Origin of the sequence: Gemmata obscuriglobus, from assembly GCF_008065095.1 — a bacterium.
In the GTDB taxonomy this organism is placed as follows: Bacteria; Planctomycetota; Planctomycetia; order Gemmatales; family Gemmataceae; genus Gemmata; species Gemmata obscuriglobus.
In genome coordinates, this window is the sequence record NZ_CP042911.1 from 4,882,126 (window position 1) to 4,908,094 (window position 25,969).

24 protein-coding genes and 1 pseudogene are annotated in these 25,969 nt (G+C 68.0%); 18 read left to right on the forward strand and 7 right to left on the reverse strand.

Going from position 1 to position 25,969, the window contains the following annotated elements; all coding sequences use genetic code 11:
- Positions 1-682: 682 nt before the first annotated feature.
- A complete protein-coding gene (locus tag GobsT_RS20185; protein ID WP_010039796.1) occupies positions 683-1,300 on the forward strand; it encodes a response regulator transcription factor in 618 nt (205 codons plus the stop codon).
- A gap of 135 nt (positions 1,301-1,435) precedes the next feature.
- Here GobsT_RS20185 and GobsT_RS40865 read toward each other — a convergent pair whose 3' ends face one another.
- Both GobsT_RS40865 and GobsT_RS20195 read right to left on the reverse strand, forming a co-directional pair.
- Positions 1,436-1,924: a transposase gene (locus GobsT_RS40865; protein ID WP_330591478.1), complete on the reverse strand. Its 489-nt coding sequence runs from the start codon at positions 1,922-1,924 to the stop codon at positions 1,436-1,438.
- A complete protein-coding gene (locus GobsT_RS20195; RefSeq protein WP_162542145.1) occupies positions 1,881-2,816 on the reverse strand; it encodes a transposase in 936 nt (311 codons plus the stop codon). Before GobsT_RS20195 ends, GobsT_RS40865 begins: the two co-directional genes overlap by 44 nt.
- 345 nt (positions 2,817-3,161) lie before the next feature.
- On the opposite strand from GobsT_RS20195, the gene GobsT_RS20200 reads away from it, so the two are divergent.
- From GobsT_RS20200 to GobsT_RS41150, 6 genes and pseudogenes are all read left to right on the forward strand, one after another.
- Positions 3,162-4,559 (forward strand): IS4 family transposase, encoded by a 1,398-nt coding sequence (locus GobsT_RS20200; RefSeq protein WP_029600880.1) that lies wholly within the window; start codon positions 3,162-3,164, stop codon positions 4,557-4,559.
- A gap of 117 nt (positions 4,560-4,676) precedes the next feature.
- Positions 4,677-5,027, forward strand: coding sequence for a hypothetical protein (locus GobsT_RS20205; protein WP_010039798.1), 351 nt, complete (start codon positions 4,677-4,679; stop codon positions 5,025-5,027).
- Between the two features lie 21 nt (positions 5,028-5,048).
- Entirely contained in the window at positions 5,049-5,741 is a 693-nt protein-coding gene (locus GobsT_RS20210; RefSeq protein ID WP_197905133.1) for a transposase, read from the forward strand.
- A pseudogene (locus tag GobsT_RS41145) lies at positions 5,738-5,986 on the forward strand (transposase); the annotation flags it as partial. The gene GobsT_RS20210 and the pseudogene GobsT_RS41145, both read left to right, overlap by 4 nt.
- A gap of 10 nt (positions 5,987-5,996) precedes the next feature.
- Positions 5,997-6,533: a transposase gene (locus GobsT_RS20220; RefSeq protein ID WP_081471624.1), complete on the forward strand. Its 537-nt coding sequence runs from the start codon at positions 5,997-5,999 to the stop codon at positions 6,531-6,533.
- Positions 6,534-6,975: 442 nt separating this feature from the next.
- Positions 6,976-8,186, forward strand: a protein-coding gene (locus tag GobsT_RS41150; RefSeq protein WP_417936405.1) for an ISAzo13 family transposase whose coding sequence is annotated in 2 segments (ribosomal slippage) — positions 6,976-7,447 and positions 7,447-8,186 — 1,212 coding nt in all. Because the reading frame shifts where the segments join, the coding sequence is not laid out codon by codon here.
- A 180-nt stretch (positions 8,187-8,366) separates the two neighbouring features.
- Here GobsT_RS41150 and GobsT_RS20230 read toward each other — a convergent pair.
- Positions 8,367-9,176, reverse strand: coding sequence for a tetratricopeptide repeat protein (locus tag GobsT_RS20230; RefSeq protein WP_010039803.1), 810 nt, complete (start codon positions 9,174-9,176; stop codon positions 8,367-8,369).
- 251 nt (positions 9,177-9,427) lie between these two features.
- Here GobsT_RS20230 and GobsT_RS20235 point away from each other — a divergent pair, with 251 nt between their 5' ends.
- From GobsT_RS20235 to GobsT_RS37935, 4 genes are all read left to right on the forward strand, one after another.
- Entirely contained in the window at positions 9,428-10,387 is a 960-nt protein-coding gene (locus GobsT_RS20235) for an ExeA family protein (RefSeq protein ID WP_010039806.1), read from the forward strand.
- A gap of 52 nt (positions 10,388-10,439) precedes the next feature.
- Entirely contained in the window at positions 10,440-11,390 is a 951-nt protein-coding gene (locus GobsT_RS20240; RefSeq protein WP_148087819.1) for a tyrosine-protein kinase family protein, read from the forward strand.
- A gap of 403 nt (positions 11,391-11,793) precedes the next feature.
- Complete coding sequence (locus GobsT_RS37930; protein WP_010039810.1) at positions 11,794-12,153, forward strand: transposase; 360 nt, start codon at positions 11,794-11,796, stop codon at positions 12,151-12,153.
- Positions 12,154-12,196: 43 nt separating this feature from the next.
- Positions 12,197-12,580: an ISAs1 family transposase gene (locus GobsT_RS37935; RefSeq protein ID WP_010039812.1), complete on the forward strand. Its 384-nt coding sequence runs from the start codon at positions 12,197-12,199 to the stop codon at positions 12,578-12,580.
- A gap of 50 nt (positions 12,581-12,630) precedes the next feature.
- On the opposite strand, the gene GobsT_RS20250 is transcribed toward GobsT_RS37935, so the two are convergent.
- The gene (locus tag GobsT_RS20250; protein ID WP_010039814.1) at positions 12,631-13,548 is read right to left on the reverse strand and encodes an IS5/IS1182 family transposase; all 918 of its coding nucleotides are present in this window, start codon (positions 13,546-13,548) and stop codon (positions 12,631-12,633) included.
- A gap of 157 nt (positions 13,549-13,705) precedes the next feature.
- Between GobsT_RS20250 and GobsT_RS20255 the strand changes: the two genes are divergently transcribed.
- Together GobsT_RS20255 and GobsT_RS20260 are read left to right on the forward strand one after the other, a co-directional pair.
- Complete coding sequence (locus GobsT_RS20255) at positions 13,706-14,311, forward strand: helix-turn-helix domain-containing protein (RefSeq protein WP_232068398.1); 606 nt, start codon at positions 13,706-13,708, stop codon at positions 14,309-14,311.
- Between the two features lie 13 nt (positions 14,312-14,324).
- Positions 14,325-15,767: an IS66-like element ISGob1 family transposase gene (locus GobsT_RS20260; protein ID WP_010039819.1), complete on the forward strand. Its 1,443-nt coding sequence runs from the start codon at positions 14,325-14,327 to the stop codon at positions 15,765-15,767.
- Between the two features lie 576 nt (positions 15,768-16,343).
- Here the strand turns inward: GobsT_RS20260 and GobsT_RS20265 are convergent.
- Entirely contained in the window at positions 16,344-17,630 is a 1,287-nt protein-coding gene (locus GobsT_RS20265; protein WP_010039821.1) for a glycerate kinase type-2 family protein, read from the reverse strand.
- Between the two features lie 67 nt (positions 17,631-17,697).
- Here GobsT_RS20265 and GobsT_RS20270 point away from each other — a divergent pair, with 67 nt between their 5' ends.
- The 3 genes from GobsT_RS20270 to GobsT_RS20280 all read left to right on the forward strand — a co-directional run bounded on the left by GobsT_RS20270 (position 17,698) and on the right by GobsT_RS20280 (position 19,535).
- A complete protein-coding gene (locus GobsT_RS20270; protein WP_010039823.1) occupies positions 17,698-18,321 on the forward strand; it encodes a PHP-associated domain-containing protein in 624 nt (207 codons plus the stop codon).
- On the forward strand, positions 18,305-18,859 hold the full coding sequence (locus GobsT_RS20275) for a sugar O-acetyltransferase (RefSeq protein ID WP_010039830.1): 555 nt from the start codon (positions 18,305-18,307) through the stop codon (positions 18,857-18,859). The genes GobsT_RS20270 and GobsT_RS20275 overlap by 17 nt, the downstream gene beginning before the upstream one ends.
- Positions 18,860-19,001: 142 nt before the next feature.
- On the forward strand, positions 19,002-19,535 hold the full coding sequence (locus GobsT_RS20280; protein WP_010039839.1) for an alpha/beta fold hydrolase: 534 nt from the start codon (positions 19,002-19,004) through the stop codon (positions 19,533-19,535).
- A gap of 67 nt (positions 19,536-19,602) precedes the next feature.
- Here the strand turns inward: GobsT_RS20280 and GobsT_RS20285 are convergent, their stop codons facing one another.
- Positions 19,603-20,991 carry a DUF1501 domain-containing protein gene (locus GobsT_RS20285; RefSeq protein ID WP_010039840.1) on the reverse strand — a complete coding sequence of 463 codons (1,389 nt, stop codon included), beginning with the start codon at positions 20,989-20,991 and terminating at the stop codon, positions 19,603-19,605.
- A gap of 139 nt (positions 20,992-21,130) precedes the next feature.
- Complete coding sequence (locus GobsT_RS20290) at positions 21,131-23,833, reverse strand: PSD1 and planctomycete cytochrome C domain-containing protein (RefSeq protein ID WP_010039842.1); 2,703 nt, start codon at positions 23,831-23,833, stop codon at positions 21,131-21,133.
- A gap of 538 nt (positions 23,834-24,371) precedes the next feature.
- Here GobsT_RS20290 and GobsT_RS20295 point away from each other — a divergent pair.
- Both GobsT_RS20295 and GobsT_RS37940 read left to right on the forward strand, forming a co-directional pair.
- Complete coding sequence (locus GobsT_RS20295; RefSeq protein ID WP_010039844.1) at positions 24,372-25,790, forward strand: putative sulfate exporter family transporter; 1,419 nt, start codon at positions 24,372-24,374, stop codon at positions 25,788-25,790.
- 1 nt (position 25,791) lies between these two features.
- A complete protein-coding gene (locus GobsT_RS37940) occupies positions 25,792-25,962 on the forward strand; it encodes a hypothetical protein (RefSeq protein ID WP_010039847.1) in 171 nt (56 codons plus the stop codon).
- Positions 25,963-25,969 lie beyond the last annotated feature (7 nt).

Genomic DNA, 25,969 nt, shown 5'->3' on the forward strand with positions numbered 1-25,969 from the left:
GACCGAAATCGCAGATAGCACTGTCGAATGTCAGGGGGCGACTTGAATAGGAAAACGTGGGGCGGTGCCGAACCGCGACAATATGGGTATTGCCCAAGCTCGGCTCTAAACTCAATGGTATGACTTTCAGTCGGCCGGCGATAAGAGAAAGCGCGCTCGCCGCTGAAAGAATCCCACGACGAGCGTTTCGACCGTTCCTTCGGGACGAATACCAACAACTCAACCTGGAAGTGACAGCCGACCTGCGGGGCGCTCTCGTTCTTGTTCGTCGCCGGTCCCCACTTGATCATCGCCTCGGTCCTTTTCCGACCCCGACCAGATCGTAAAGATCATTGTTATCGACAACATGCAACGGGCCTTCCGACACCTCTCGCTCTCATACTTCCTTTCAAGGCGTCGTCGGTTTGCAGCAGGGACGGCACCGGGTTACCGACGGCCGCTTGCAGTTTCACCGCACCCAGGGTGGGTGGGTGGGCCTTCCGTCACTTCGACCCGAGCGGACGACCACCCGGGCGCTGCAAGGTAGCGGTTATGCGCTCCAAACATGGCAGCGCCCGACGGGACAAGTCGCCGAACCGGCCGGTTCAGTGTTTCTCCCGACGCGGGAGTAGTGTAAAGTGTAACTACCCACCCGCGCGCAACGCCGGTCGAAGCACGCACACTCGTGTCAGGTGCTCCCCGAATGATGTCGGCCCCCCCGCCCGCCACAATCTTTGTGGTCGACGACGACCCCAACGTTCGAAACTCGCTGTCCTGGCTGTTCGCGTCCGTAAACCTTCCGGTGCAGTCGTTCAACAGCGGCGAAGAGTTCTTGCGAGAGGTGGGTACGGAACAACCGGGGTGCGCGATTCTGGACCTGCGAATGCCGGGGTTGAGCGGGCTCGCGGTGCTCGAACAACTGGCGACCCGCGAGATCGGCCCGGCGGTCGTACTCACCACCGGCTTCGGGAGCGTGCCCACCACGGCCCGGGCCATGCGGTCCGGGGCGGTTCACGTTCTTGAGAAGCCATACGACGACCAGGAGATGCTCGACACGGTTCACGAAGCGCTGCGGTTGGACGCCGAGAAGCGGACCCTGCGCGCACAGCGGATCGCGATTCAGGCCCGGTTGACCGCGCTCACCGCGCGCGAGCGCGAGGTGCTCGATCTCGTCGTCTCCGGGAAGGCGAACAAGGTCATCGCACGGGAACTGGCGGTGAGCGAGAAGAGCGTCGAGTTCCACCGCGGCAACATGATGCGCAAGCTCAAGGTCGACAACGTCGCCGAACTCGTCCGGCTCGTGCTCACTAGCGGCGCGTGAACTCCCGGCCCTGGGCGGCGAGCGCGGACAAGCAGATCCTGCACACGATTGCCTTTTGAGTGTGGCTCGCTCGCTCCGAGGGTGTGATTTTTTGCCCCCGGCGTCCCCTCCCTTGCGCCCTCGCCGCCCCGCGGGTCACACGCCTTGTGGCTCGCGATTGTGTTCGCTTGCTTTTCGTGCGGCCTCGCGCAGGGTATCCGTCCATGGTCGCTGCGGGTGCTTGTGGGCGCACCGCCGGATGGTCTGGAACAAGTTGTGCACGAGCGCGTGGAGCACCACCACGGCTCGCACCGCGACCAACCCGCGGACACGGAACTGGTACAACCCGCGGTTACGCATGCCGGCGTTCACCCACTCGGCGGCCGGCGCCCGCTCCTTGTAAATGGCCTGACCGTCCGGGGTCCCCATGCGCACCCGCAGGGCCTTCATCCCGGGTCCGTCCCTCCGCTTCGGGGCGCATGGGTCCCGGCCCGCCAACCGGTCCGCTCGGGCCCCTTTCGGGGGCATGAACACGGTGACCCCGCTCCGCGCCGCCCGCTCCACATCGGCCCCGCTCGCGAACCCGCCGTCCACCAGCGCCTCACCCGGCTTCCGCCCGTAGGTCGCTTCGACCCGGTCCAGCATCGGCCCCAGCAGCCCACCATCGGTTCCTTGATTGGTCACGTCTACCGCCACGATGATCTTCTCGGCGGTGGTGGTCATCGCCGGCACGTTGTACGCCGGCCGGTACCCGCCATCGGGCATCTTCATGCGACGGCACGCGGGGTCGGTGGACGACGCCCGGGGCGCGGACCGTACCGGGTCGGCGGCCGCTTTCGCCGCCGCCGGTGGGTTCCGTCGGAGCCGCGCCGCCCGCGCGCGCCAACTCGGCCGCGTCCTGTTGGGCCACCTTCAGCCGCTCGAGCTTCTCCCGCGCGTGCCGCTCCCGGGCGGCCCGGGAGCGGCACGCGGCGGTCCCCTTGGGCTGGTCCGGTTGGTCCTGGAGCAACCGCAGCGGCTCGGCCACCTCGCGCGGACATTGCTCCAACGATTCGAGCCGGTGGAACGAGCCGGCGCCGGCGTGGGCCCGCACCCGCATCCCGTCCTGGGCCACCCGCTTCAGGTGCACCAACTCGGCGTGCATCCGGATCGCCACGTGCTCGTGGAACAGGGCCTCCAATTCGGTTCCCGCGTGGGTGCGGAAGTTGGACAGCAGGTGGTAGTTGACCGTGACACCCCCGCACAACCAACGGAACCCCACATCCCGCACGCACAACCGGGCCAACCGGCGGGCCGACCCGACCCCCTCGACCGTGGCGAACATCCACAGGGCCACCAGCAGCCGTGGGTCCGTCGCATTCCGCCCGGGGCGCCCTTCCACCGCGCGGATCGTGGCTACGAACCGATCCAGGTTCAGCGTCGTCACGTCGCTCCAGATCACCCGCACCGGGTCGTCCGCCGAAACCAACTTGTCAATCGTTAGCGACGCCACCGTCGCCGCCCGGTCCGGGGTTCGCAGTCGCGGCAACGCGTCCATCACAAGGTCCCAACAGCCCGCACCCCTGGAATCAACACTGCGACAATTATAGAGCCAATAGATTAACCAGACGCCGGGAAAATCACAGCCTTTCCGCGAGTATTCCGATCCCGGCGTTGAGTGCCACGCACTTCCGGACCCCGGAGCCACCTCCGCACGGAGTGTCCGGACCGCAATCAAAAATGGTGGCAGAACGGGCCTCATACATGAGCCCACCTGCGGTGTCGCTGTCTTGACGAGCCGCGACCGCGAGGCTCATGATCCCCCAGATCTTGCGTAGCGGGTGAGAATCGTTAGTCTTTGCTCGGCAAGAACTCGTGTCGAATGGGGTTGAGAGGCGCGCGCGTGGATTCGTCATTCCAATCCCGCGCGCGTTTCGCGCGGGCTCATTTCGCCGGTGCCGAACTCGGGGACCGGCGCCGGTCCGCACGGCTCGTGGCCCTGGCCGAACTCGGGGACCGGCCCCAAGGGACCCTCCCGAACAAGATCCCGGACCCGTACCAACTCGATGCCGCGTACCGGTTCTTTCGCACCGAGCAGGTCACACCCGATGCGATCCAACAGCCCCATCGGCACCACACTCGGGTCGAACTGGACCGGACCGAGGACGTGGTCCTCATCGCCCACGACGGCACGGAGCTCAACTTCACCGGCCTCGGTGTGCCGGAACTGGGCGTTCTGGCTGGCCCCAAGCAGCGCGGGTTCGTGGCCCACAACAGCTTGGCCGTCACCGCGTCCGGGCGCATCCTCGGGTTGTTGCACCAGATCCTGTTCACCCCTCGCAACGCATCCCGCAAGGCACCCAAGTCGGAGCGGCGGCACGACCCGCATAAGGCGAGCGTCCTGTGGCGCGACGCGTTAGAAGCGATCGGCCCGGCGCCGGCGGGCAAGCGGTGGGTGCATGTGGCCGACCGCGGGGCCGACGTGACCGAGTTCCGGGACTACGCGCACGAGAACCGGATGGAGTACGTGGTGCGGGTGAACCACAACCGCAATGTCACGGTGCTCGACGAGGCCGGCGAATGGACCGTGGCCAAGCTGCACGACACACTGCAATGCCAGCCCGCGTTGGGTCGGCGAACGCAGGAGGTGGGCACGCAGAAGGGCCGTACCGGTGGCACCGCAACGGTGGCCGTCCGCGCGCTCACGTTGTCCTTGATCCCGCCCCGGCCGCCGCGCGGCCGGGCGCGCGGCGTGCCGTTGCTGGTAACGGCGATTCGCGTGTGGGAAGTGGACCCGCCCGCGGGCGAGAAGCCGTTGGAGTGGCTCCTGGTGACCAACGTGCCCGGTGCCGATGTGGCGAGCGCGTGGGCGCGTGCCGATTGGTACGCGAAGCGATGGAGGGTGGAGGAGTACCACAAGAGCTTAAAAACGGGCCTGGGCCTGGAGGAGTTGCAACTGACCACGAAGGTCGGGTTGCAGAACGCGCTGTCGTTGCTGTCGGTGGTGGCGGTCGGGTTGGTGATGCTCCGGGAGTTGGCCCGTGACCCGGTCACCGCCGCACAACCGATCGACGGTTGGGTGCAGCGGTCCTGGGTCGAGGTGTTGTCGCAATGGCGGCACGACCACGGCGAGCAACTGGCAACGGTGAAGGACTGGGTGTGGGCGCTGGCGCGCCTGGGCGGGCACCAGAATGCCGCCCAACTCGGCCCACCCGGGTGGCACACGCTGCTCCGGGGGTGGCCCCAACTACAAGCCATGATTGACGGTTGGGAGATCCGCGGTAGTTGTGGGGGATCATGAGGTGTCGGGGAGCGGGTACCGTTGCACCGCTCCCTGGCCAGTAGTTTCAAGGGGCTGGATATGCCGCATGGGAGTTCCTAAGTTCAAGGTTCTCAGGCACTTGAACGGGAAGCTCCCATGCGACGCGGTTACTCTACGATCACCCCGGCGGTGGTCCATGCGTTGTCCCGGCGAACGTTCGCTCGGGCACTCGGTTGGACCGACTACAAGCAGTCGGTGACGCGCACCCAGTTGTTGGACCTGGTGCTGTTGATCGCGGGCACCACCCGCACCCTGTTCGCGGTGGTCACCCGGTACTTCGGGTTCTCCCACCAGACCGCGCGACCGGCGGTGCGCGCGAACCTGGGCTCCCGGGACCAGCTGACGGCCCGGCTGGTGGATGCGCTCCGCGGCGTGGCACGGTTCACCCGCCGGGACCGGACCCGCCGGTGGACGTGCGCCATCGACGTGCATTACGTGCCCTTTTAAGGGGGCCGCAGCACCCCGGGGATGATCGGCGGACCCAAGAAGGCCGGCACCTCATTCTTCCATGCGTACGCCACCTGCGTTCTGATTCATAAGCGGCGGCAGTATACCGTCGGGCCGATGAGCGTAACGAAGGGCGCCAAGCCGCACCAGCAGGTGCAAACCCTTCTGGATCAAGTAGTTGCCCGCGGGCTCACGGTCCGCGGGGTGGTGCTCGACGCCGGGTTCGACAGCGGGGAAACGTTGCTGCTGTTGCAGCAACGGAACCTCAACTACACGGTGCCGATCCGCAAGAAGGGCAAAGGCACCAACCGCCGCAACGAATGCGACACCCAACCGTCGGGCACCATCACCACGATGGAATGGGTGACCGAGAAGACCCGTCAGGCGGTGTCCACCCGGGTGTTGGTGTGGGAACGCACGGGCGAAGGGGCGGCCCGGGTGTACGCGTTCCGCGGGTGGGGCGATGCGACCGCCGTGTCCGAGGCGAACCGGGCTCGGCTGGGCCGCCGCCGGTACCGCGAGCGGTTCGAGATCGAGACCAGCTATCGACAAAAGAATCAAGCTCGCGGGTGGACGACCCGCACCGACCCCGAGTACCGACGGCTGCTCGAAGGGGTGGCGTTGCTGTTGCGACAGGTGTGGGTGGCTCTCAGAGTGTGTTTTGAAACCGCTCTAGATTTTGAGCAGCAGATGGTCTACTCATGGCCGCCATGAGTAGGAAGCGATACCCGACGGATCTGACGGATGCGCAATGGGAGCAGTTGGACCGGCTGTTGCCGAAGCCCAAGTGCGGGACCGCCAAGGGTGGTCACCCGGTGGTGGTGGACCGGCGCGAGGTGGTGAACGCGATCTTCTACCACCGGCGCGCGGGCGGGGCGTGGCGCATGCTCCCCCACGACTTCCCGGCGTGGCAAACGGTGTACGGCCTGTTCCGCGACTGGCGCCTCGCGGGCGCCTGGGATCAGGTGCATGCGGCGCTCCGCGAGGAGGTGCGCATCGAGGCCGGGTACCCCGCCACCCCGGAGACCTTGCGAGTCGACAGTCAGACGGTCAAGATCACCCACCGCGGCGGCCCGAAGGGGTACGACGGGGGGAAAAAAGGTGAACGGCCGCAAGCCGTTCATCGGGGTCGATTCGCTCGGGTTGGTGTGGGCCCTGTCGGTGCTCACGGCCGACATCCAGGATCGGGACGGCGGGCGGTGGCTGCTGAGCGCGGTGCGGCACCGACTGCCGCGGGTGCGTGAGGTGATCGCCGACAGCGGGTTCTCCAAGCGGTTCCAGCAGTTCGTCCGCAACGTGTGCCGATGGGCGGTGACCATCACCGCCAACGCCAAGGACGGGTTCAAGGTGCACACCCGGCGGTGGGTGGTGGAGCGCACGTTCGCTTGGTTCGTCCGGTACCGGCGGCTCATGGTCGATTACGAGTACCACACCGAAACCACCGAAGCCATGATCCAAGCCGCCATGATTCACCGCATGCTCCGCAAACTGCACCCCAACCCGTAGGTTTCAAAACACACTCTCACCCTCCGGATCGCGCGCACAACGGCTCGCGCCGAGCGCGTGGGTGGCCGAGTTCCCGTTGGCCGAGATGCTCGACTGGCTCACACAACGCATCCACGCACGCGATGTATCACACTGCCGAACAAAACACTTACAACCACCGCAACCACTTGAAACTACTGTGGCGGTCGCGGCTCGTCAAGACAGCAGCAGTATTACCGGGTACGTGTATCAGGCCGTGACTTCACCCCGGCACATGTGATCCTCGCATTTACCAAGGTCTATTTCGACAGAACGTCCAAATTCCGAACGGATTTGAATGCAGTCCGAATGAGTGCCGTTTCGAGCTGAAAACCAAGAAGTAAGGGACTCGGCAAAAAATAACTATCCCAAGTCTCGTATCGTAGGATGACCTTCTCGGTGGTACCCGCAGGAGGTCGCTGTGATTCCGTTCGGCGAGACACTCACGCCCGCGTTGATCGAGGCGGCGAACGATCTGCGCGGGGCGCAACGACGGTTGTTCATGGCCCGGGTGGTGCGTGCGTTGGGTCCCGGCGGTCAACGCCGAGCCGAAGAGGCGTTCGGGTGGAACCGGGTCACCATCCGCAAGGGCATGCGGGAACTGAACTCGGGCGTCGTGGCCCGCGACGCGTTCTCGGCGCGAGGCCGGCACCGTGCCGAGGACCGATTGCCCGACCTGCTGGCCGACATCCGGGACCTCGTCACCAGCCAGAGCCAGGCGGACCCGCGGTTCCGCACCCTGCGCCTGTATACCCGGCTGACGGCCGAAGAAGTGCGGCGTCAGCTGGTCGCCACGAAGGGGTACCGCGCGGACCAGTTGCCCCAGGCGCGAACCCTCCGCACCAAGCTCAACGACCTCGGGTTCCACCCGACCAAGGTTCTCAAGTGCGTGCCCAAAAAAAGATCCCCCAGACCGATGCCATCTTCGCACGGCTGAAGGAGATCAACCCGCAGGCCGACGCTAGTGCCGACACGCTGCGGCTGTCGCTGGACGCGAAAGCCGGTGTTCAGGTGGGGGCGTACTCGCGCAAGGGCAAGAACCGAGTACGAACGAAGGCCGCGGACCACGACTTCCGGGCCGAAGAGGTCCTGACACCCTACGGGCTGTTGCTGCCGCGTGACAGCGACCTATGGCTGTACTTCACGACGTCGCGGGTGACGAGCGATTTCATCGTGGACATCCTGGACCGCTGGTGGGTACAGCACCAGCCGCGCTTCCCGCGGGTCCGGACACTGGTCATCAACCAAGACAACGGGCCGGAGAACAAAGGCCGGCGAACCCAGTTCCTCAAGAGGATGGTGGCCTTGGCGCGTCAGCGGAGGCGGCTCGTGCGGCTGGCGTATTACCCGCCCTACCACAGCAAGTACAACCCGATCGAGCACTGCTGGGGGGTACTCGAGAACCACTGGGGCGGAGATCTGTTAGACACCCGCGAAGCGGTCCTCGGGTTCGCCCGGTCGATGACCTGGGGCGGCAAGCATCCCACCGTTGAGGTACTGACCGATGCCTACCCGAAGGGCGTCCGCTTGACGAAAAAGGAAATGGCGCAGGTCGAAGACGAGGTTCATCGGCTACCGGATCTCAACGATTGGTTCGTGGACATCCCTGGCCACGAACTGCCTCCGTTGGGATAGTTATTTTTTGCCGAGTCCCTAAAACGCACGTGGTGCGAGGCCATTGTTGCCCCGCACCACGTGTGCGTTAGTGCCCGATTGTTACCTGCTACACGTTCGGAGAGTTGCGGAGCCGTCGAAAGTCACCGCAGCCGCTCGGACGGAAGAAGCCCACTGCTCACCCGAACGCTACAACCGGCGTCAGCCGTCGGCCTTTCCGCTGCGGAGCCGGGCGAAGTGCGGTCGCGGGAACGACACCACATCCGTTCGCACCGCAACATCATCCCGCTTCGGCCCGATCCCGCCAGCGATCCGCACGAACGGTAAAAGCACACGGTCGCCGTCCCTGGCGAATTGCGCGTCCTGCGCGTGCCGTGTGTACTCGGAGGCTTTTTCCGCCTGCCGTTGTGCCTGTCGCGCCGTTTCGAACCGCACCCGTCCGAACAGCGAGGTGAGTTCCGCGCCCCCGGGGTTCAAGAAACTGGCCCGCTCCAGAACCTTGCGTGCCGCCGAAGGCCGGTTGGCCTCAAGCAACCCGCGCACCACAACACGGATCACCTCGATGTTCCCAGGCGTTTGGTCAGCCGCAGCCCTCATCTCCCGGGCGCCGCACTTCACCTTCCCGCACCGCACCGCAGCCCGCCCGAAGGCGGCGCGGAACGTGGCGTTGGTGCCGTCGAGCAGGGTCGCCTTGCGGTACGCCAGCATCGCCCGGCGGTCGCACCCGTCCGGATCTTCCTCCCATGCGCGGCCGGTGAGGTAGCAGGCGCGGGCGTCGCTCGCGTCAAGCGCGAGCACCGTCTTCAGGTGCCGCCGGGCCGCCACAAACCGTCCGCCATCGAGCGCCAGTTCCGCCGCCAGCTTGCTGCCGTCGCGGAGGATGTCGGCCGGCACATCCGGGCGCGCAAGAAGCCGGTCCAGTTGAGCGAGAGCGTCCGTCTTTCGCCCGCTGGTCGCGGTCGCGCGAATCGACTCCCAGCCGGTCTGGATCAGGGTGAGCGTCCTGCTCATGCCGCTGCCTCCTTGCAGCTTCTTGCTGCGAGTAATCAGTGAGTGGTGGGAAGATATACCGGTCCGTACCGGGTGTGCAAGTACGAAATCGTATGCCGTTTATGCCGGAAAAATTAAGGAAAAAACTGTAGCCGCCGGCTTGACAGGGGTCCGAAATGAAGGGGTGAAGTTGGGGCTTCACAATCGCCGATTACGCTGCCACGGGGGCTCGTTCGCTCCCCTGTTCGGTGCGTTGCAACGGAGAAGCCGTCGTGGATTGGTCGCACTTCGGCATGGACCGCGCGCCGTTCCGCCCCGCGGTGGACCCCGCCGCCTACTTCGCGGCGCCGGGCCACGAGGCGGCCCTGGCGGGGCTGGTGGGTGCGTTCGCCCGGCGCGACCCGCTCGTCCTCATTGACGGCCCGTCCGGCGTCGGCAAGTCGCTCGTCACCCGCAAGTGGCTCGACGACCTGCTGCCCGACGTGCCCCGGGTGCTGATCCCGAACGCCCGCGCCGAGAAGCCGGCCGACCTGCTCCAAGCGGTCCTGTTCGACCTCGGGAAGCCGTACCAGGGGCTCACCGAACAGGAGCTCCGGCTCGCGGTGACCGGCCACCTGCTCGACGCCGCCGGGGGCGGGTTCCCGACGGTGCTCGTGATCGACGAGGCCCAGCACCTGAGCCACGCGGCCCTCGAGGAGCTGCGCCTGCTGGGCAACCTGGAGTCGCGCGCCGGAGCGGTGGCCTTCGCGGTGCTGGTCGCGCACGCGCGGCTCCGGGACGCGCTCCGCCTCCCGGCCTACGCGCCGGTCGCCGACCGCATCGGCACACGGTGCCGGATCGAGGCGTTCGGCGCCGAGGAGTCCGCGGCGTATCTGGCGCACCAGGTGCGGGCGGCCGGCGGCGACCCCCTCAAGGTGTTCGAAGAGGGCACCGTCGCGCTGATGAGCGCCGCGTGCGGCGGGGTGCCGCGGGTGCTGAACCGGGCCGCGGCGCTCGCGTTCGAGCTGAGCGCCGAAGCCGGGGCGCCGGCCGTGGACGTGGAAGCGGCTCTTGAGGCGCTCGAGCGCCTCGGCCGCACCCCGCCCGACGCGGACGGGACCGGCGAGGCGGTACTGCTGCCGCACCCCGCCCGCGAGCAGCCGCCGGCCCGCAAGCCCAGAACCCAGGCGGCCGGCGAGCGTGGCTCGGCGAGCGAGCCCAAACACAAGCCGGGCCGCAAGCGGCCGGCGTGAGTTCACCAGATTCGATCCCAGCACGACAACGACGATTATTTAGGGGCTGCGAATGAGCAGGGTGTTTAGCGCCATGACGGGAACGAACCTGGCCCGCGCGATCTCGATCGAGGAGCCCGCCGGCCCGGACGACGCGTTCGTCGTCGGGTCCGAGAGCCCGCCGTTCGTCGAGATCGGCGGGCCGAGCGGCCCCATCTTCTCCGCGCCGCACAAGCCCGTCGTGGAAGCGAAGAAGCCCGAGCCGCGGGCGTTCCCGCGCATCGCCGCCCCCGCCCCGGCCCCCTTGTCGCCGGCCGTTGCCGCGGACGCCGCTCCCGCGGCCCTGCTGTCGGTGCGGTTCCACGACGCCGCGCCGCGCCCGGCGCACCGCCCGGGGACCGGCCCCGACGCCGGGCTGGTGGCCCTGCACTTCCCCGACCACGCCGTGAGCAGCGAGTACCGCCAGCTCCGCGACGAGGTGCGGAAACAGCTCCCGGAGGCCACCTCCCGCGCGCTCACCTTCACGGCAGCGGCACCGGACGCCGGCACCACCACGGTGCTACTGAACCTCGCCGTGACTCTGGCCCGCGGCGGGCAGCGGGCGGTCGTGGTGGACACGAACTTCACGCGCCCCGGGGTCGCTGCCAAGCTCGCGCTGCAAGCCGGGCCGGGGCTGGCGGAGGTGCTGGGCCAGCACCTGCCCCTCCCGTGGGCGCTCCAGCCGACGCCCATCCAGAGCCTTCAGGTGCTCACCGCCGGCGCGCCGAACGATCACACCGCCGGCGCCGTGGGGCGCGACCTACCGAAGCTGATCGCGCAACTGCGCCAGTGGTTCGACTGGGTGCTGATCGACGCCGGCGTGTGGGGCGTGGTGCCGGAGCGTGACGCCACCTGCTCGGCCGCCGACGCCGTGTACCTCGTGAGCCGCGAGGGCGACGTTGAGCGCAACGAGTTCGCGGGGCTGAAGACGTGGGTGAAGCAGCTCGGCGGCTCGCTCCGCGGATACGTCACGACACGGGCCTGACCCCTCGAAGGCAGGGCCATTCCGCGTTTCACCTTCTCGCGTGCAGGCTTGTTGGGTACATGGGGCGCTCGTCTGGCCGAGGTGCCCGATACCCGCGCGCTGGCAGTATGAGGAGTAGTCGACGGTCCCCGACCTGCGCGGGTTGCAGGGCCGGATCCACCCGCTGCCGGCGGTCCTCGGGTTGGTCGCGTTGGCGGTGCGGATGGGCCGCACGGGCCTCCAGGGATCGCCCGGTTCGGGCGCCAGTACGGGACCCCGTTGGCTCACGCGCGCGGGTTCCGGCGGGGTCAAACGCCGTCCGCCTCGACCCTGTCCCGGACCCTGCGGCGGATCGACCCGCAGCAACTGGAGTCGGCCCTGGGCCGGTGGATCGCGGGCCGCCTGGCCCCGGACGCCCGCGCGCATGTGGCCCTGGACGGCAAGTGCCTGCGCGGGAGCCGGGACGGGGACGGGCCGGGCCCGCACCGGGTGGCCCGGCACGTGCCCGCCCGCCGCGGCGGTGCTCGGCCAGATCCGGGTGGACGCCCAGACGAACGAGCACCAGGCGGCCCTGGCGTTGCTCGGGATCGTCCCGGTGGGCGGCTCGGTTTTGACCGGGGGTGCCACGTTCTGCCCGCGGGACGTGGCCGCGGCGGTGGTCGACGGCGGGGGCCATTACGTGCTCACGGCCAAGGACAACCAACCCGGCCTGGTGGCCGACATCGAGGCCGGGTTGGGGTTCGAGGACGCCGCCCGAGGGCTCGCGGCGGCCACGTCCCCCTGAGCCGGTCCCGACGCCCGAGCAACTGGGGCGCCCGGCCACGTCGGTGGACCCGGGGCACGGGCGGATCGAGACGCGGACCGTGCGGGCCACCCCGCTGCTGACGTGCCACGATCGGTGGACCGGATTGAAGCACGGGTCCCGCATCACCCGTGCGCGGATGGTCAAGGGTGTGACCACCGTGGAGGTGCTGCACGGGATCACCAGCCGGCCGGTCGAGCGGGCCGACGCGCGAGCACTTCTGGGCCTGGTGCGGTCCCATTGGCGCATCGAGAACCAACGCCACGACGTGCGCGATGTGACCTTGGGCGCGGATGCGTGCCGGGTCCGCAAGGGGGCCGCACCGCAGGTGCTCGCGGCCCTCCGCAACGCCGCCATTCACCGGCTCGCCACCGTACCCGCCGACCGCACGCCCGAAGCACTCGAATAGACCTCATTCAGGATAGCGTGGGGGTGTTCGTCCCCCTCCCCAACCGGTGCTCAAGCGGCCTTGGCCCGGTGGTCGAGCATCCGATTGACTAACCCGGCCACGGCCCGAACCCGCAGCGCGTGCCCGGGCCGCCGGTGCCGGTTCACGTGGGCCAGCGAACGGAACCGGCGGGGCCGGCCGATCGCATGCTCGACCCCGATCCGGCGGCGACTGAACGCGCGGTTGTACTTGCGGTCCTCGGGCGGCCGCTCCTGCCCGCGGGGCTTGCGGCGCGGGCACGCGCCCGACGGGTGCAGGTCCCGGATCCCGGTGTAACCCAGGTCCCCGAGTGCCCCGACCCGGTCCGGCAACCGCCCCAGCATCCGGGACCTCTTGAGGAGCTTGATGTCGGCCCACCGCCCGGGCACCGACTCGGACACGTGGACGATGCGCCCGGACGCCTCGTCCACGGTCACCTGGCTCTTGAGCGTGTGCGCCTTCTTCTTGCCCGAGTAGTACGCCCGCTGGCTCCGCTTCGGCCGCTGGGTCCGCTGCTCGAACGAGTCCACGATGACCGCCAGCTCGGGGGTGTCACTCAGCACCGCCGGCAACCGCTTGCGGCGGGCGGCCCCCGGGTCCGGCATCCGCATCGTGTCTCGGCCGGCCTGGGCCAGGGCCGGCACGCACCGGGTCCGGACCCGGCTGGCGGTCGAGTCGGACACCCCGAACAGGAACCCGAGCACCTCGTTGGTCGGGTACTGGCGCAGCCAGATGACGGTGAGCAGCAATTGGTCCGCGGTGCTCAGGTCGAAGTGGTCGCCCCCGCCCACCGCCCGCTGCCGGTCCGGACGGTTGAGCTTCTGGCGGTGCCCCGCCTCCACCACCGGGGCCACGTCACGCACCAGCGCGTCGAACGCCGCGATTGTCAACCCGGTCAGGTGCTCAAACACCACCCGATGCTGCCGCAGATTGTCCAGACGCGCGATCATGGGGACCCTCACCGCGACGAGATCGGCACCGCTAAAATACGAATCCGCGGCTATCGTGAATGAGGTCTAATGGCTCCAGCGACACCCCGAACACGCGCACAACCTTATCGGCATCACCCAACGTGAATAACGGAACGGCCCTGATGTCATGGCGGGGATGGCAGCCAAGGCGGTCATGACCGAACGTCAGCAGCAGGTGCTGCAAGCGATGGTCGTTTCGCGGTCGTGCGCGCGCGGGTTGGCCCACCGCGCGGAAATCAGCCTGCTCGCGTTCGATGGTCTCAAGAACGAAGAGATCGCCCAACAGCTCGGGTGTGAGCGGCACGGCATCGGCACCTGGCGACGGCGGTGGCAGGACGCGTTCGAGCGGTTGACGGTCATCGAATGCGTCGAGAAACCGCCGGCGGTGCGTGCCGCCATTGAAGCGGTACTCGGCGATTTGCCGCGGGCCGGTTGCGGGGGCACGTTCACGGCCGAACAGATCGCCCGGATCTTGGCGGTGACCTGCGAACCACCCGGGAAGTCGGGGCGACCGGTCACCCACTGGACCCCGCGTGAGTTGACCGAAGAGGTCCTCAAGCGCGGCATTGTGACCTCGATTTCCGTCCGACAGGTCGGACGCTTTTTAAAAGGGTGTAACCGGTCGGGCTCTCGCGGAAAGCAACGTTTTCAAGGTAAGCGTTCATGGGGGGCGCTGCCCGCTTTTGCCCGTCGTTTTAGCCCGTTTGGATACGCGATTGCCACAAGCGGGCATGTTCGGTAATCGAGCAGACGCCATGACGCCTGTTCCTCAACCGCCGGAACTGCCCGATAACCTACCACCGGCGGTGGTGGCGTATATTCGCGCCTTGGAGGCCACGATCACCGCTCTGGTGGCCGAGGTCGCCGAACTCAAGGCCCGACTCAACCCGAACTCCACCAACTCGTCGAAGCCGCCCTCGTCCGATCCTCCGCAGGTGAAACCGGCCCCGCCCAAGGCCCCTTCGGGGAGGCGTCGGGGCGGGCAACCGGGGCATCCCAGGGCCGAGCGCACGCTCCTGCCACCCGATGAGATCCGGACCCTCAAGCCGTCCGTGTGCCGGGACTGCTCGCGGCCGCTGGCCGGAGACGATCCGGCTCCGGCCATTCATCAGGTCCACGAGTTGCCCGTTATCAAACCCCACGTGACCGAGTACCGGTGCCACCGGCTCCGGTGCCACCACTGCGGCACCACGACCGTCGCCCCGGTGCCGTCGGAGGCGCGCACCGGATACGGACCTCGTGCCCAGGCCGTGGCCGCCGTGCTCACCGGGTCGTGCCGGCTGGGCAAGCGGGGCACGAGCCAACTGTTCGGCGACCTGTTCGGACGGCCCCTGTCCCCGGCGATGGTGTGCAAGCTCCAGCACACCACGGCCCAGGCGCGAGCCCCGGTGGCCGAGGCGGCCCTGGTGTACACCCGCGCCCATCCGGCCAACGTGGACGAGACGGGCTGGACCCAAGGGCGCCAGCGGTCCTGGCTGTGGGTGGCCGTGACGACCTTGGTGGTCGCATTCTTGATCCGCCGGACCCGGGGCCGGAGCGCGTTCGACGACCTCCGAGGCGGCTCGGCCCAGGTTCACACCACGGACCGATACCCGGTATATACGCACCTCCCGAAGCACCGGCGCCAGGTGTGTTGGGCGCACCTGCGGCGGGACTTCCAGGCCATGATCGACCGAGCCAACCCGGGTTCCGGGCTCGGCGCCGACCTGCTGGCCGGTTCGGACGAGTTGTTCGAGCATTGGTACCGGGTGCGGGACGGCACGTTGGCCCGGTCGACGTGCGCTCGCGTATACGCCCGCGGGGTGGGGGCCCGGGTGCGCGCGCACCTGGGGCGAGGTGTCGAGTGCGGGTGCCCCAAGACGGCCGCCGTGTGCCGCGAGTTGCTGGCGCTCGAGCCGTCGTTGTGGACGTTCGTCCGGGTGCCCGGGGTCGAGCCCACCAACAACGCGGCCGAGCGCGAGGTGCGGCACGCGGTGTGTTGGCGGAAGACCAGCTTCGGCACCGACAGTGAGGCCGGGAGTCGGTTCGTGGAGCGAATCCTCACGGTCATCGCGTCGTGCCGCCGCCAGGGCCGCAACGTGCTCGTGTTCCTCACCGACGCCGTCACCGCACACCGCACCGGGGCAACCCCACCAACCCTGATCCCGGTCCCGGCACAACAACCATCGGTGAGGAGCCCGGCTCTCGCCGGCTGTTGAGGTACATCCACATCAACTGTGAACGCTTACAACAAGTTGGACAATCGACCTCATGTATTTCTCTTTGCCATGGGTGACCAAACGCCCCCTTCACCTGCCGCGCACGCCGCAACACGCCTCTATCAAACAGTATGGTTATGCGCCCGATCCGACGTTGTAGCACAGGTTATAACATGAACGACCCAATGTTCGGCGAACTGATGAAGCAAGTCACTGGGAAGTGATGAGCCGCTAGGATAGGATAAACGCAGCCAGCCGGTCGCGGTCCGACGGGTGGAACGGATCACCCGCAACCTCCCCGTTCGACCACAACCGGCCGGCTCATTGGGGAACACGGTTCCGGCCGCATCCCCCTGCCTCTTCTGTTCCAGCCCCGTTTCATCTCTTCGGCGGTGCCGGTTGAGAACGGAAGTATCTAAAGCACGCGCCGTGCCAAAGGCGTTTTTGAACGTTTTGCGGCTAAATGCATGGCTCTACTAATTCTATCCTCTTAGTCAATAGGCAAAAACTGCCATTCAGCATGAATTCGTCGTGTAGCTTTTACACAGCACCTGCTACCTACTGCAAAAACTGCACTCACCTCATCAACACGATCCGCACATCCATGACATTCGTTCCGGTCAGCCCGGTTTTGATGAGTCCTCCGGTGCGCTCGAAAAAGTGATACGCATCGTGGCGGCGAAGAAACTCTTCCGCAGTCCCTACTTGCGCGAGCGTTGCGGCGTCGGCAACGGCTCCGGCGGCGTCGGTCGGGCCGTCCTCGCCGTCGGTACCGGCACTCAAGACAGTCACGCCGGCCATCTCGGATTTGAGTTTCACCCCCAGGGCCAGAACGAACTCCTGGTTACGCCCCCCCTTCCCCATTGCCCCGCCGAGGGCGACCGTCGTTTCGCCGCCGAGCAGAACGCAGGCGGGCGGCCCGAGGGGTTCGGCGTCGCGCCAGATGCTGCGCACCACTCCCGCGACCGCCGTCGCCACTTCGCGCGTCTCCCCCTCGACGAAGGCGCCCAAGTCGAGCACGCGGTAGCCGAGCGCGGCGGCACGGTGGCGCGCGGCGTCGAGCGCGATCCGGTTGCTCCCGAGCACGCGGTTCTCGACGCTCGGTGGCGCCTGCTTGGGCGTCTCGGGAGAGAGCCCGCCTCGCCCCGCTTCGAGGTGGTGCAGCACGCTCGCCGGGGTCGCGTCGCGTAACCCGTACCGTGTCAGCACGTCGAGCGCGTCGGCGAACGTGGTCGGGTCCGGAGCGGTCGGCCCGGACCCGATCACGTCGAGCGGGTCACCGACCACGTCGGAAATGATGAGCGACACCAGCCGCGCGCCGCGGAACGCCTGCGCGAGTCGCCCCCCCTTCAGCCGCGACAGGTGCTTGCGGACGCAGTTCATTTCGTCGATCGTCGCCCCGGACCGGTGGAGCAGTTTCGTCACCGCGAGCTTGTCCGCCAGCGAAACGTTCTCGACCGGAGCAGGAAGGAGCGCCGACCCGCCGCCCGAAAGCAAACACACCGCGACATCATCGGGACCGGCGCCGGCCAGCAACCGGAGCATCTCCTCCGCGCCGGCCACGCCCTCCGCGGTCGGTTCGTTCACGCCCTGGGGGCGCCCGGCGTGCAGCCGGACGCGCCGCAGCGGCGCGGTTAGCCCCGCGGGCACGTTCACCAGCCCTTCAACCCGGTCCAGCCGGTCGGCGAGAGCGGCTTCGAGCCCCGCCGCCATGCCCGGCCCGGCTTTGCCGGCCCCCACGACCAGAACGCGCCGCGCGGCGCGGATCATCGGATCGGACTCCACCGCCGCGCGGACCAGCGGTTGCGGTCGGACCGCATCGACGGCCGCCCGCCAGATTTCAAGTGCGTGTTCGCGTGACACCGCTTCTCCTCCTGCCGCCCGTGCGCCGGTGCTGGTACAATAGCGGCATTCCTCAAAAGGAACCGCGATGAAGTTCGACCTGCACATGCACACCGCCCGCCACTCGCCCGACGCCGACTCCGATCCCTTTGATCTGGTGGAATCTGCGCTCGAGGCCGGGCTCGACGGCATCGTCATCACCGAACACGATTTCCTTTGGACGGAATCCGAACTGGAGGAACTCCGTGCCGCGGCCCCCGGGCTAGTGATCCTGGCCGGAATCGAGGTCACCGGGCGCGGCGGCGACATGCTGTGCTACGGCGTCACGGACCCGTTCGCGCTGCCGAGAGGGATCGGGTGGCCGGAGCTGTGCAAGGAGGTTCACCGGCAGGGCGGCGCGTGCGTCGCCGCACACCCGAACCGGTGGAACCAGCCGTTCGAGCAGATCGTCGCCGAGCAGAACCCCGAACTGGACGGCATTGAGGTGATGTCGAACAACATGGACGCCGGGCTCCGCGCGAAGGCAAGCAAGTTGCTGGTCAAGTTCCCTCACTACGCCCAGCTCGGCAACAGCGACTCCCACCAGCCGGAAACGGTCGGGTGCTGCTACACCGACTTCGACGCCACGATCCGCACGAACGCCGATCTGGTGGCCGCGATCAAGGGCCGCAAGGGACTCGCACGGGTGAACGGCTATGCGCACCGAACGTGAGAAGATGCTGGCGGGCGAGCTGTACGACCCGCTCGACCAGGAGCTGACCGCCGCGCGGACGCGCGCCCGCGACCTGCTCTGGAACCTGAACGCCACCCGCGAGTCGGACGCGGCCGTTCGCGCGAGCATCTTGAAGGAGCTGTTCGGCTCGATGGGCGCGGGCGTGTGGCTCCAGCCGCCCTTTTTCTGCGACTACGGGGCCAACATCCACCTCGGCGAGCGGGTGTACTTCAACTTCAACTGCGTGCTGCTCGACGTGTGCGAGATCCGCGTCGGCGACCGCACGCTGTTCGGCCCGGCGGTGCAGATCTACGCGGCCACGCACCCGCTCGACGCCGAGCTGCGCAAGACCCGCGAACTCGGGAAGCCGGTGCGGATCGGCTCGGACGTGTGGGTCGGCGGCGGCGCGATCATCACCCCCGGCGCAACGATCGGCGACCGCACGGTGATCGGCGCCGGAAGTGTAGTCACCAAGGACGTTCCGGCCGGCGTACTTGCGGTGGGCAACCCGTGCCGGGTGGTGCGGGAGCTATCGTAACCCGTGGCCGCGCCCCTCCCGATTGTTCTGCTGTCCGGCATGACGGCCGACGAGCGACTGTTCGGCCCACAACTCGCCGCGTTTCCCGAGGCGCGGGTTCAGCCGTGGATCGCGCCCCGTCCGCATGAATCGATCCGGCACTATGCCGCCCGCATCGCACGCCGATCCTGGCAGCCCGTGTATCGTCGGCGGCGCGTCGTTCGGCGGCGTGGTGGCACTTGAGATGGCGCACCACCTCGACGCGCGGGCGTGTGTGCTGATCGGCAGCATCCGCTCACAGGTTGAACTGCCGTGGCGCTGGCGGCTCGCGCAACCGCTCGCACTCCTCGGACCCGACCGGGCCAAAGCAGTTATGGGGCTCGTCGTGCGATTCGGAAGAGGGTACTTGCCCGAAGGGACCGTGCGACGGTTCCAGCGGCTGTTGCGGCCCGAAGCGGCATTCGTGCGCTGGGCGATGTGTGCCGTCTGCCGGTGGCGCGCCCGGCTGGCACCGCGAGGCGTTCCCGTCTTCCAGATTCACGGCGCGAACGACCAAACGTTACCCGCCGCACTGACACGGCCCGATGTGCTCGTACCGGCTGGGAGTCACGCGCTGACGCTCTTCAGCCCGGCGGCGGTCAACGCATTTCTTGCCGCTGTGCTCGCGCGTCCAAAGCCTGAACGTCCCGGGTCGTAAAAATCAACGACCGCTTGGCGGAGATCTTCGACGTTTGCGACACGGGACGTTCAGACCTTCGACTCGATCACGCCAGCACGTCCTTCACCACCTTGCCGTGAACGTCGGTGAGCCGGAAGTCGCGGCCGGCGTAGCGGTAGGTGAACTTCTCGTGGTCGAACCCGAGCAGGTGCAGCATCGTCGCGTGCAGGTCGTGGACGTGGACCGGCTTCTCCACCGCCTTGAACCCGAACTCGTCCGTCGCCCCGACCGCCTGCCCCCCCTTCACCCCGCCGCCCGCGAGCCACACCGAGAAGCCCCAGTGGTTGTGGTCGCGGCCGTTGATCTTGCCCGCGTTCGAGCCCGGCGTCGGCAGCTCCACCACCGGCGTGCGGCCGAACTCGCCGCCCCACAGGATCAGCGTTTCCTCGAACAGCCCGAGCCGCTTGAGGTCGGCGATCAGCGCCGCGATGGCCCGGTCCACCTGCCCCGCCAGGCGCCGGTGCTCTTTCTCCAGGTCGTCGTGGCTGTCCCACGGCTGGACCGGGCCGTGGCTCACCTGCACGAACCGCACGCCGCGCTCGATGAGCCGCCGCGCCATGAGCAGGCTCCGCGCCTGCTCGCTGTTGCCGTAGGCCTCGAGCGTCTGCTTCGACTCTTTGGTGATGTCGAACGCGTCGCTGGCCTCCACCTGCATCCGCGACGCCAGCTCGAACGACTGGATGCGGGCCTCCAGTTGCGGGTCGTTGGGCCGCGCCCCCTGGTGCATCCGGTTCAGCTTCGCGAGCAGGTCCAGTTGCTTCCGCTGGTCGGCCTTAGCGACGGCCTTGTTCTTCACGAACTCGACCAGCTTCTCGACGTCCGTGTGCCGGGAATCGACGTAGGTGCCCTGGAACACGCCGGGGAGGAACCCCGACTGCCAGTTCTGGTTCTCTTGCAGCGGGTAGCCGCCCGGGCACATCGCGACGAACCCGGGCAGGTTCTGGTTCTCGGTGCCCAACCCGTAGGTCACCCAGGACCCCATGCTGGGCCGGATCTGCCGCGGCTCGCCGCAGTTCATCAGCAGGAACGACGGCTCGTGGTTGGGCACGTCCGCGTGCATCGAGCGGATCACGCAGATGTCGTCCGCGTGCTGCGCGGTGTGGGCGAACAGCTCGCTCACCTCCAGCCCGCTCTTGCCGTACTTCTTGAACTTGAACGGGGACGGGAACGCGGCGCCGGTTCGGCGCTCGGTGCGGAGGTTGGTGGCGGGCAGCGACTTGCCCGCGTACTTGTCCAGCGCCGGCTTCGGGTCGAACGTGTCGACCTGGCTCGGCCCGCCGTTGGCGAAGATGTGGATGACCCGCTTCGCCTTCGCCGCGAAGTGCGGCTTCTTCGGCGCCAGCGGGTTCAGCTCATCGGCCGCGAGCAGCCCCGCGTTGCCCATGAGCTGCGTGAGGCCGAGCAGGCCCATGCCGACCCCGGACCGGGTCAGCATCTCGCGGCGGGACAAGGCAGCATTCGGAATTCGGAGCGCGGGATTCAAGCCCATGATAGATCACCGGTTATGGAGGCGTTGCGGTACCACGGCGGCGGCCTTTCGTTCCGCGCTCCGAATTCCGCGTTCCGCATTTGAATCAATCCACGAACGCGAACTCGTTGCTGAGCAGCAGCACCTGCGCGAGCTGCGGCCACGCGCCGAACGCGCTCTTGGGGTCGTCGCCGGCCACGAACCGGGTCGCGAGGGCCAACTCGTCGGCCGTCGGGTTGCGGCTCAGGGCGAGCCGGTACAGCGCCGTCACCTTCGCGGCGGCGGTCTTGGCGGCGGCCACTTCCTTTCGTGCCGCGAGCGATTTCGCCTGTTCCTGCACGAACGGGCTGTTCATCAGGAACAGCGCCTGCTGCGGGACGGTGGTCTGGAACCGCTGCGGGCTGTGCGTGTCCGGGTTCGCCACGTCGAACACCTTGAACGTGCCCGGCAGGCTGGTGCGGTCGATCAGCCCGTACACCGTGCGCCGCGCGGAGAACGGCGCCTTGAACAGGTCCACCGGCTTGCCGCCCTCGGTCAGGTCGAGCCGCCCGGAGGCGGAGAGGAGGGAATCGCGCAGCGCCTCGAAGTCGAGCCGGCGGCGGTACTGGTGAGCGAGCAGCCGGTTTTCGGGGTCGAGCTTGTACATCTCGGGCGTGACGGCGCTCGACTGCTGGTAGGTGGCCGACAGCATGATCGCGCGGTGCAGCCGCTTGACGCTCCACCCCTCGCGCACGAACGTGCTCGCGAGGTAATCGAGCAGCTCCGGGTGCGACGGCGGGTCGGACCGGACCCCGAAGTCCGACGGCGTGCGCAGCAGCCCGTGCCCGAAGTGCCCGAGCCACACGCGGTTCACCATCACGCGCGCCGTGAGCGGGTTCTCGGGGCTGGTGATCGCCCGCGCCAGCTCGAGCCGGCCGCTCCCCTGGGTGAAGGGCTTGCGGTTCGGGGTGACGATCTCCGGGGCCTGACGGGGCACCTGCGGCCCGCGGTTGCCCGGGTTGCCGCGCAGGAACACCACCGGCTGCGTGGGCTGCGCGTTGTCGGCCAGCACGTGCGCCCGCGGCGGGGCGTGCGGGCTCGCCGCCTTGAACGTATCGACCTTCTTGCGGATCGCGGCGATGGCGTCGCGGTCGGCGCGGTTCTGGATCTTCTCGGCGTCGGCCAGGGCGATGTCCGTCGGCCCGCCCTTCGCCAAAGCCTTGGCGACCTCGGCCTGCTCCTTCGACGGCGTCCCGGCCGGCGGGGCCGCGCACAGCGCCTTGGCGAACACGTCCACCGCCGCCTTCAGCGTTTTGGGCTTGGCGTCGGTCAGCGCCTTCGCGACGAGCGGGTTCGTGCTCTGCGGCAGGGCGGCGAGCGCCTTGGCCTCGAAGTCCTTCTCGGGCACCGCCGCGAGCGCCTGGAGCGGCGCGAACACCGCCGACTTCGCCTTCACCTCGGCCGCGACGAACTCGCGCCAGCGGTCGTAAACGAGCCGGGTGAGGTCGCGCTGCCGCAACAGGTTCTGCACCTCCTCGCCGCGCGCGTCGCGGGTGTCGAGGACGGCGAGGAGGTACTCGGCCACCGCCGCCGGCTCGCGGAGCTTGGCGACCGTCGCCGCGTGCCGCTTGTCGCGTTCGGCGACGATCGCGGCCTCGCGGGTCTCGACCTCCTTCTCGAACGCGATCACCTCGGGCGTCCGCGGCATGTCCCCAATCAGGGGCAGTTCGGCGGGCTCGTTGGTGCTCGCGAACACGCCGTACAGCGAGTAGTAGTCCTTCGCCGGGATCGGGTCGTACTTGTGGTCGTGGCACCGCGCGCAGGTGACCGTGAGGCCCATGAAGCCCCGGGTCACCACGTCGATGCGGTCGTCGATGATGTCCTGCTGGTTGTTGAGGAACCGGCGCCCGAGGGTGAGGAACCCGAGCGCGGCCAGCGGGCGCTTGTCCGCGCCGAGCGGCAGCAGGTCGGCGGCGAGCTGCTCGGTCACGAACCGGTCGTAGGGCTTGTCCTCGTTGAACGAGCGGACGACGTAGTCGCGGTACGTGTACGAGAACGGGAACGCCCGCTCGCGCGTCAGGTCGTACCCCTTCGAGTCCGCGTACCGGGCCACGTCGAGCCAGTACCGGCCCCAGCGCTCGCCGTACCGCGGCGAGGCGAGCAGCTTATCGACCAGCCGCGCCCAGGCGTCGGGCGCGGCGTCCTTCGCGAACGCCTCGACCTCCTCGGCCGTCGGCGGCAGGCCGGTCAGGTCGAAGTACGCGCGGCGGACCAGCGCCCGCTTGTCGGCGCGCGGCGCGAGCGCCAGCCCCTTCTCGGCCAGCTTCGCCCCCACGAACGCATCGATCTCGTTCCGGCTCTCGCCCTTCGGGTTCGGCGCCGCGGGCACCTGCGGCGCCCGCACCGGCTGGAACGCCCAGTGCTTCTTCGGATCGACCGCCGGCCCCTGCGCCGTTTCGGCCGGGAGGGCCGCGCCGCTCTTGACCCACTCCACGAGAACCGCGACCCCCTCCGCCGGGAGGGGACTCTTCGGCGGCATGGCGAGCTCGTTCTCGCGCTTCACCGATTTGATGAGCCGGCTCTTCGCCGGGTCCCCGGGGACGACCACAGGGCCGTCGTCGGCGCCCGCCTTGATGCCGGTCGAAGTGTCGAGGCGCAGCCCGGCGCTCTGCTTCTTCGGCCCGTGGCACGAGTAGCAGTGGTCGGCCAGAACCGGCCGAACCTTCGCCTCGAAGTACTCGAGCTGGGCCGCGGTCGGTTTGGCAGGGTCAGCGGCTCGGGCGGAAACGACGACGCACGAAGCAGCGCACAGCGCGAGGAACCAGCGCATCCGTTTGGCCTCGGATTCGTCTGCGGGGTGGGGAACCGGCGGCGGGTCTGACTAAATATACCAGTTTACCCCCGGGTTCCCTGCCAAGCGACCCGAAATCTGCTCCGAGCGTGAGGAACCGTCCTCATTTTACGCACGCAACGGGAGGTACGACGCGCACAACCGGCGACTTCAACCGCCGGGCCGCCCGGACCAGCCTCATCGGCTAACGGCGCCGCCACCGGTCGATTCTTTGAATGTCCGCACCGCCGCAACACTTCAAAACCCGCACTCGCCCAATGGGGTAATTTGATTTTACACGACAGTTTCTTAGAGAATTTTATCACCTAATCCGCATCGCGAGCTTACGGTTCACTCACCACTCATCCGTAAGCTGCTGGAGCCTTTGGAGCCGTCGCGCTCAGTGCCACTTCGGATATCGGTCCGCTTGGCCTCGCCGAGCCAGTGCGTGGACGGCGCACGGCCACAGGGATAGAACTATCGTCGCTATTCCCGCCCGGACCCAGTGCCCCCTTCCTCCGACACCTTCGACCACGGCATGAAATCCTGGTTCCGCTCCGAGGACGTGCTATCCGTCCTGATCGGCGTCGCGGTCATCGGCCTCAGTCTGGCCACCCTCACCGGGTGGAACCTGCTCGGCTGGTCGGTGAAGGTCAACGAATGGGTCGCCCCCGCGCAGGCGCTCGCCCCGTCCTCTCGGGCGTTCGCAGCCCTCACCGGGCCGGGCGCACTGGCTGCCACGTTCGTCTTCTTGCTCGGGGTGCTGTCCGCGGGCGCGGCGTTCCTCCGGGCGTCCCCCGACCGCTTCGCCGTGCGGTTCGCCGTGCTGTTCGTGCTGGCGTTCGCCTGCTGGGCGGCGGGACATAATGCCTACATTGCGGCCAACCCGAACAAGTTGCCGCCCGGCGTGTCGTGGTCGCTCGGGCTGACCGGCGAAGCCGGGTACCTGCTCGCCCTGATCGGCGGCCTGCTGGTCGGGAACTTGGCACCGCAGACCGCGGCGTGGTTCAAAGACGCGGCCCGCCCGGAACTGTTCATCAAGGCCGGGATCGTGATCTACGGGGCGGTACTCGGGGCGAAGGCCGCCGAAGAATCCGGGCGGGCGACCGCGATCCTGTTCCGCGGGCTGGCGGCGATCGTCGAGGCGTACTTGATCTACTGGGCGGTGGTCTACCTCCTTGCGCGAAAGGTGTTCGGGTTCAGCCGGGAGTGGGCGGCCCCGCTCGCCTCCGGCATCTCCATTTGTGGGGTGACGGCAGCGATCACCACCGGGGCGGCGATCCGCGCCCGGCCGATCGTGCCGGTGATGGTGTCGTCCCTGGTCGTGGTGTTCGCGGTCATTGAAATGCTGGTTCTGCCGGGCCTGGCCCGCGTGCTGTTGCCGGACGACCCGATGGTGGCGGCCGGGTGGATGGGACTCGCGGTGAAAACGGACGGGGCGGCCTTCTCCAGCGGGGAGATGACCGCCGGGCTGTACTTCCCGGACCCGAACGACCCGGCGCGGAAGTGGATGGCCCTGACAACGACAACGGTAAAGGTGTTCATCGACGTGTTCATCGGCGTGTGGGCGGTTGTACTGTCGGTGGTCTGGGCGTGGAAGATCGACAAGCGAGAAGAGAACCGCGGGCTCCCGCTGCGGGAGATCTGGGAGCGGTTCCCGAAGTTCGTGTTCGGGTACGCTCTTACGTTCGGCGGATTCTTCGCGACCGGGCTGATCGCCCCGCACGTCATCCCGGCGCTGAAGCAGGGGACCGATCAGGCGGACGTGTTCCGGCGGCTGTTCTTCGTGCTCACGTTCTTCAGCATCGGGTTGGCGACGAACGTGCGGCGGCTGTGGGCGGAGGGGCTGGGGCGGCTGGCGCTGGTGTACGTGGTCAGCCTGTTCGGGTTCGTCATCTGGATCGGGCTGGCGATTTCGTGGCTGTTCTTCCACGGGGTCCCGGCGGGGGGGAAATGAAATGGAGAACCGTCCGTCCGACGCGGACACCGCTCGCGAACTGGCGAAGGTGGAAGCGGAGCCGCTGCTGCCGGCCGAGAAGTGGCTGATCGGCGGGAGCCTCGCTCTCGGCGTTCTGCTGCTCGGCGTCCTGCTGTGGGTCAGCAAGGTGTGGTTCCCGACCGGCTCGTAAGAGGCCG

Bases quoted from the DNA above. Each gene is read 5' to 3' on its own strand.
- GobsT_RS20295 (WP_010039844.1), top strand. From the start codon at position 24,372: ATGAAATCCTGGTTCCGCTCCGAGGACGTGCTATCCGTCCTGATCGGC.
- GobsT_RS20220 (WP_081471624.1), top strand. From the start codon at position 5,997: ATGCGGCGCTCCGCGAGGAGGTGCGCATCGAGGCCGGGTACCCCGCCA.
- GobsT_RS20285 (WP_010039840.1), bottom strand. From the start codon at position 20,991: ATGCTGACCCGGTCCGGGGTCGGCATGGGCCTGCTCGGCCTCACGCAG.
- GobsT_RS20205 (WP_010039798.1), top strand. From the start codon at position 4,677: ATGCGACGCGGTTACTCTACGATCACCCCGGCGGTGGTCCATGCGTTG.
- GobsT_RS20240 (WP_148087819.1), top strand. From the start codon at position 10,440: ATGAGCAGGGTGTTTAGCGCCATGACGGGAACGAACCTGGCCCGCGCG.
- GobsT_RS20275 (WP_010039830.1), top strand. From the start codon at position 18,305: ATGCGCACCGAACGTGAGAAGATGCTGGCGGGCGAGCTGTACGACCCG.
- GobsT_RS37940 (WP_010039847.1), top strand. From the start codon at position 25,792: ATGGAGAACCGTCCGTCCGACGCGGACACCGCTCGCGAACTGGCGAAG.
- GobsT_RS20195 (WP_162542145.1), bottom strand. From the start codon at position 2,816: ATGGACGCGTTGCCGCGACTGCGAACCCCGGACCGGGCGGCGACGGTG.
- GobsT_RS40865 (WP_330591478.1), bottom strand. From the start codon at position 1,924: ATGCTGGACCGGGTCGAAGCGACCTACGGGCGGAAGCCGGGTGAGGCG.
- GobsT_RS37930 (WP_010039810.1), top strand. From the start codon at position 11,794: ATGTGGCCCTGGACGGCAAGTGCCTGCGCGGGAGCCGGGACGGGGACG.
- GobsT_RS20210 (WP_197905133.1), top strand. From the start codon at position 5,049: ATGATCGGCGGACCCAAGAAGGCCGGCACCTCATTCTTCCATGCGTAC.
- GobsT_RS20250 (WP_010039814.1), bottom strand. From the start codon at position 13,548: ATGATCGCGCGTCTGGACAATCTGCGGCAGCATCGGGTGGTGTTTGAG.
- GobsT_RS20230 (WP_010039803.1), bottom strand. From the start codon at position 9,176: ATGAGCAGGACGCTCACCCTGATCCAGACCGGCTGGGAGTCGATTCGC.
- GobsT_RS20260 (WP_010039819.1), top strand. From the start codon at position 14,325: ATGACGCCTGTTCCTCAACCGCCGGAACTGCCCGATAACCTACCACCG.
- GobsT_RS20270 (WP_010039823.1), top strand. From the start codon at position 17,698: ATGAAGTTCGACCTGCACATGCACACCGCCCGCCACTCGCCCGACGCC.
- GobsT_RS20185 (WP_010039796.1), top strand. From the start codon at position 683: ATGATGTCGGCCCCCCCGCCCGCCACAATCTTTGTGGTCGACGACGAC.
- GobsT_RS20255 (WP_232068398.1), top strand. From the start codon at position 13,706: ATGGCAGCCAAGGCGGTCATGACCGAACGTCAGCAGCAGGTGCTGCAA.
- GobsT_RS20290 (WP_010039842.1), bottom strand. From the start codon at position 23,833: ATGCGCTGGTTCCTCGCGCTGTGCGCTGCTTCGTGCGTCGTCGTTTCC.
- GobsT_RS20280 (WP_010039839.1), top strand. From the start codon at position 19,002: ATGCCGCCCGCATCGCACGCCGATCCTGGCAGCCCGTGTATCGTCGGC.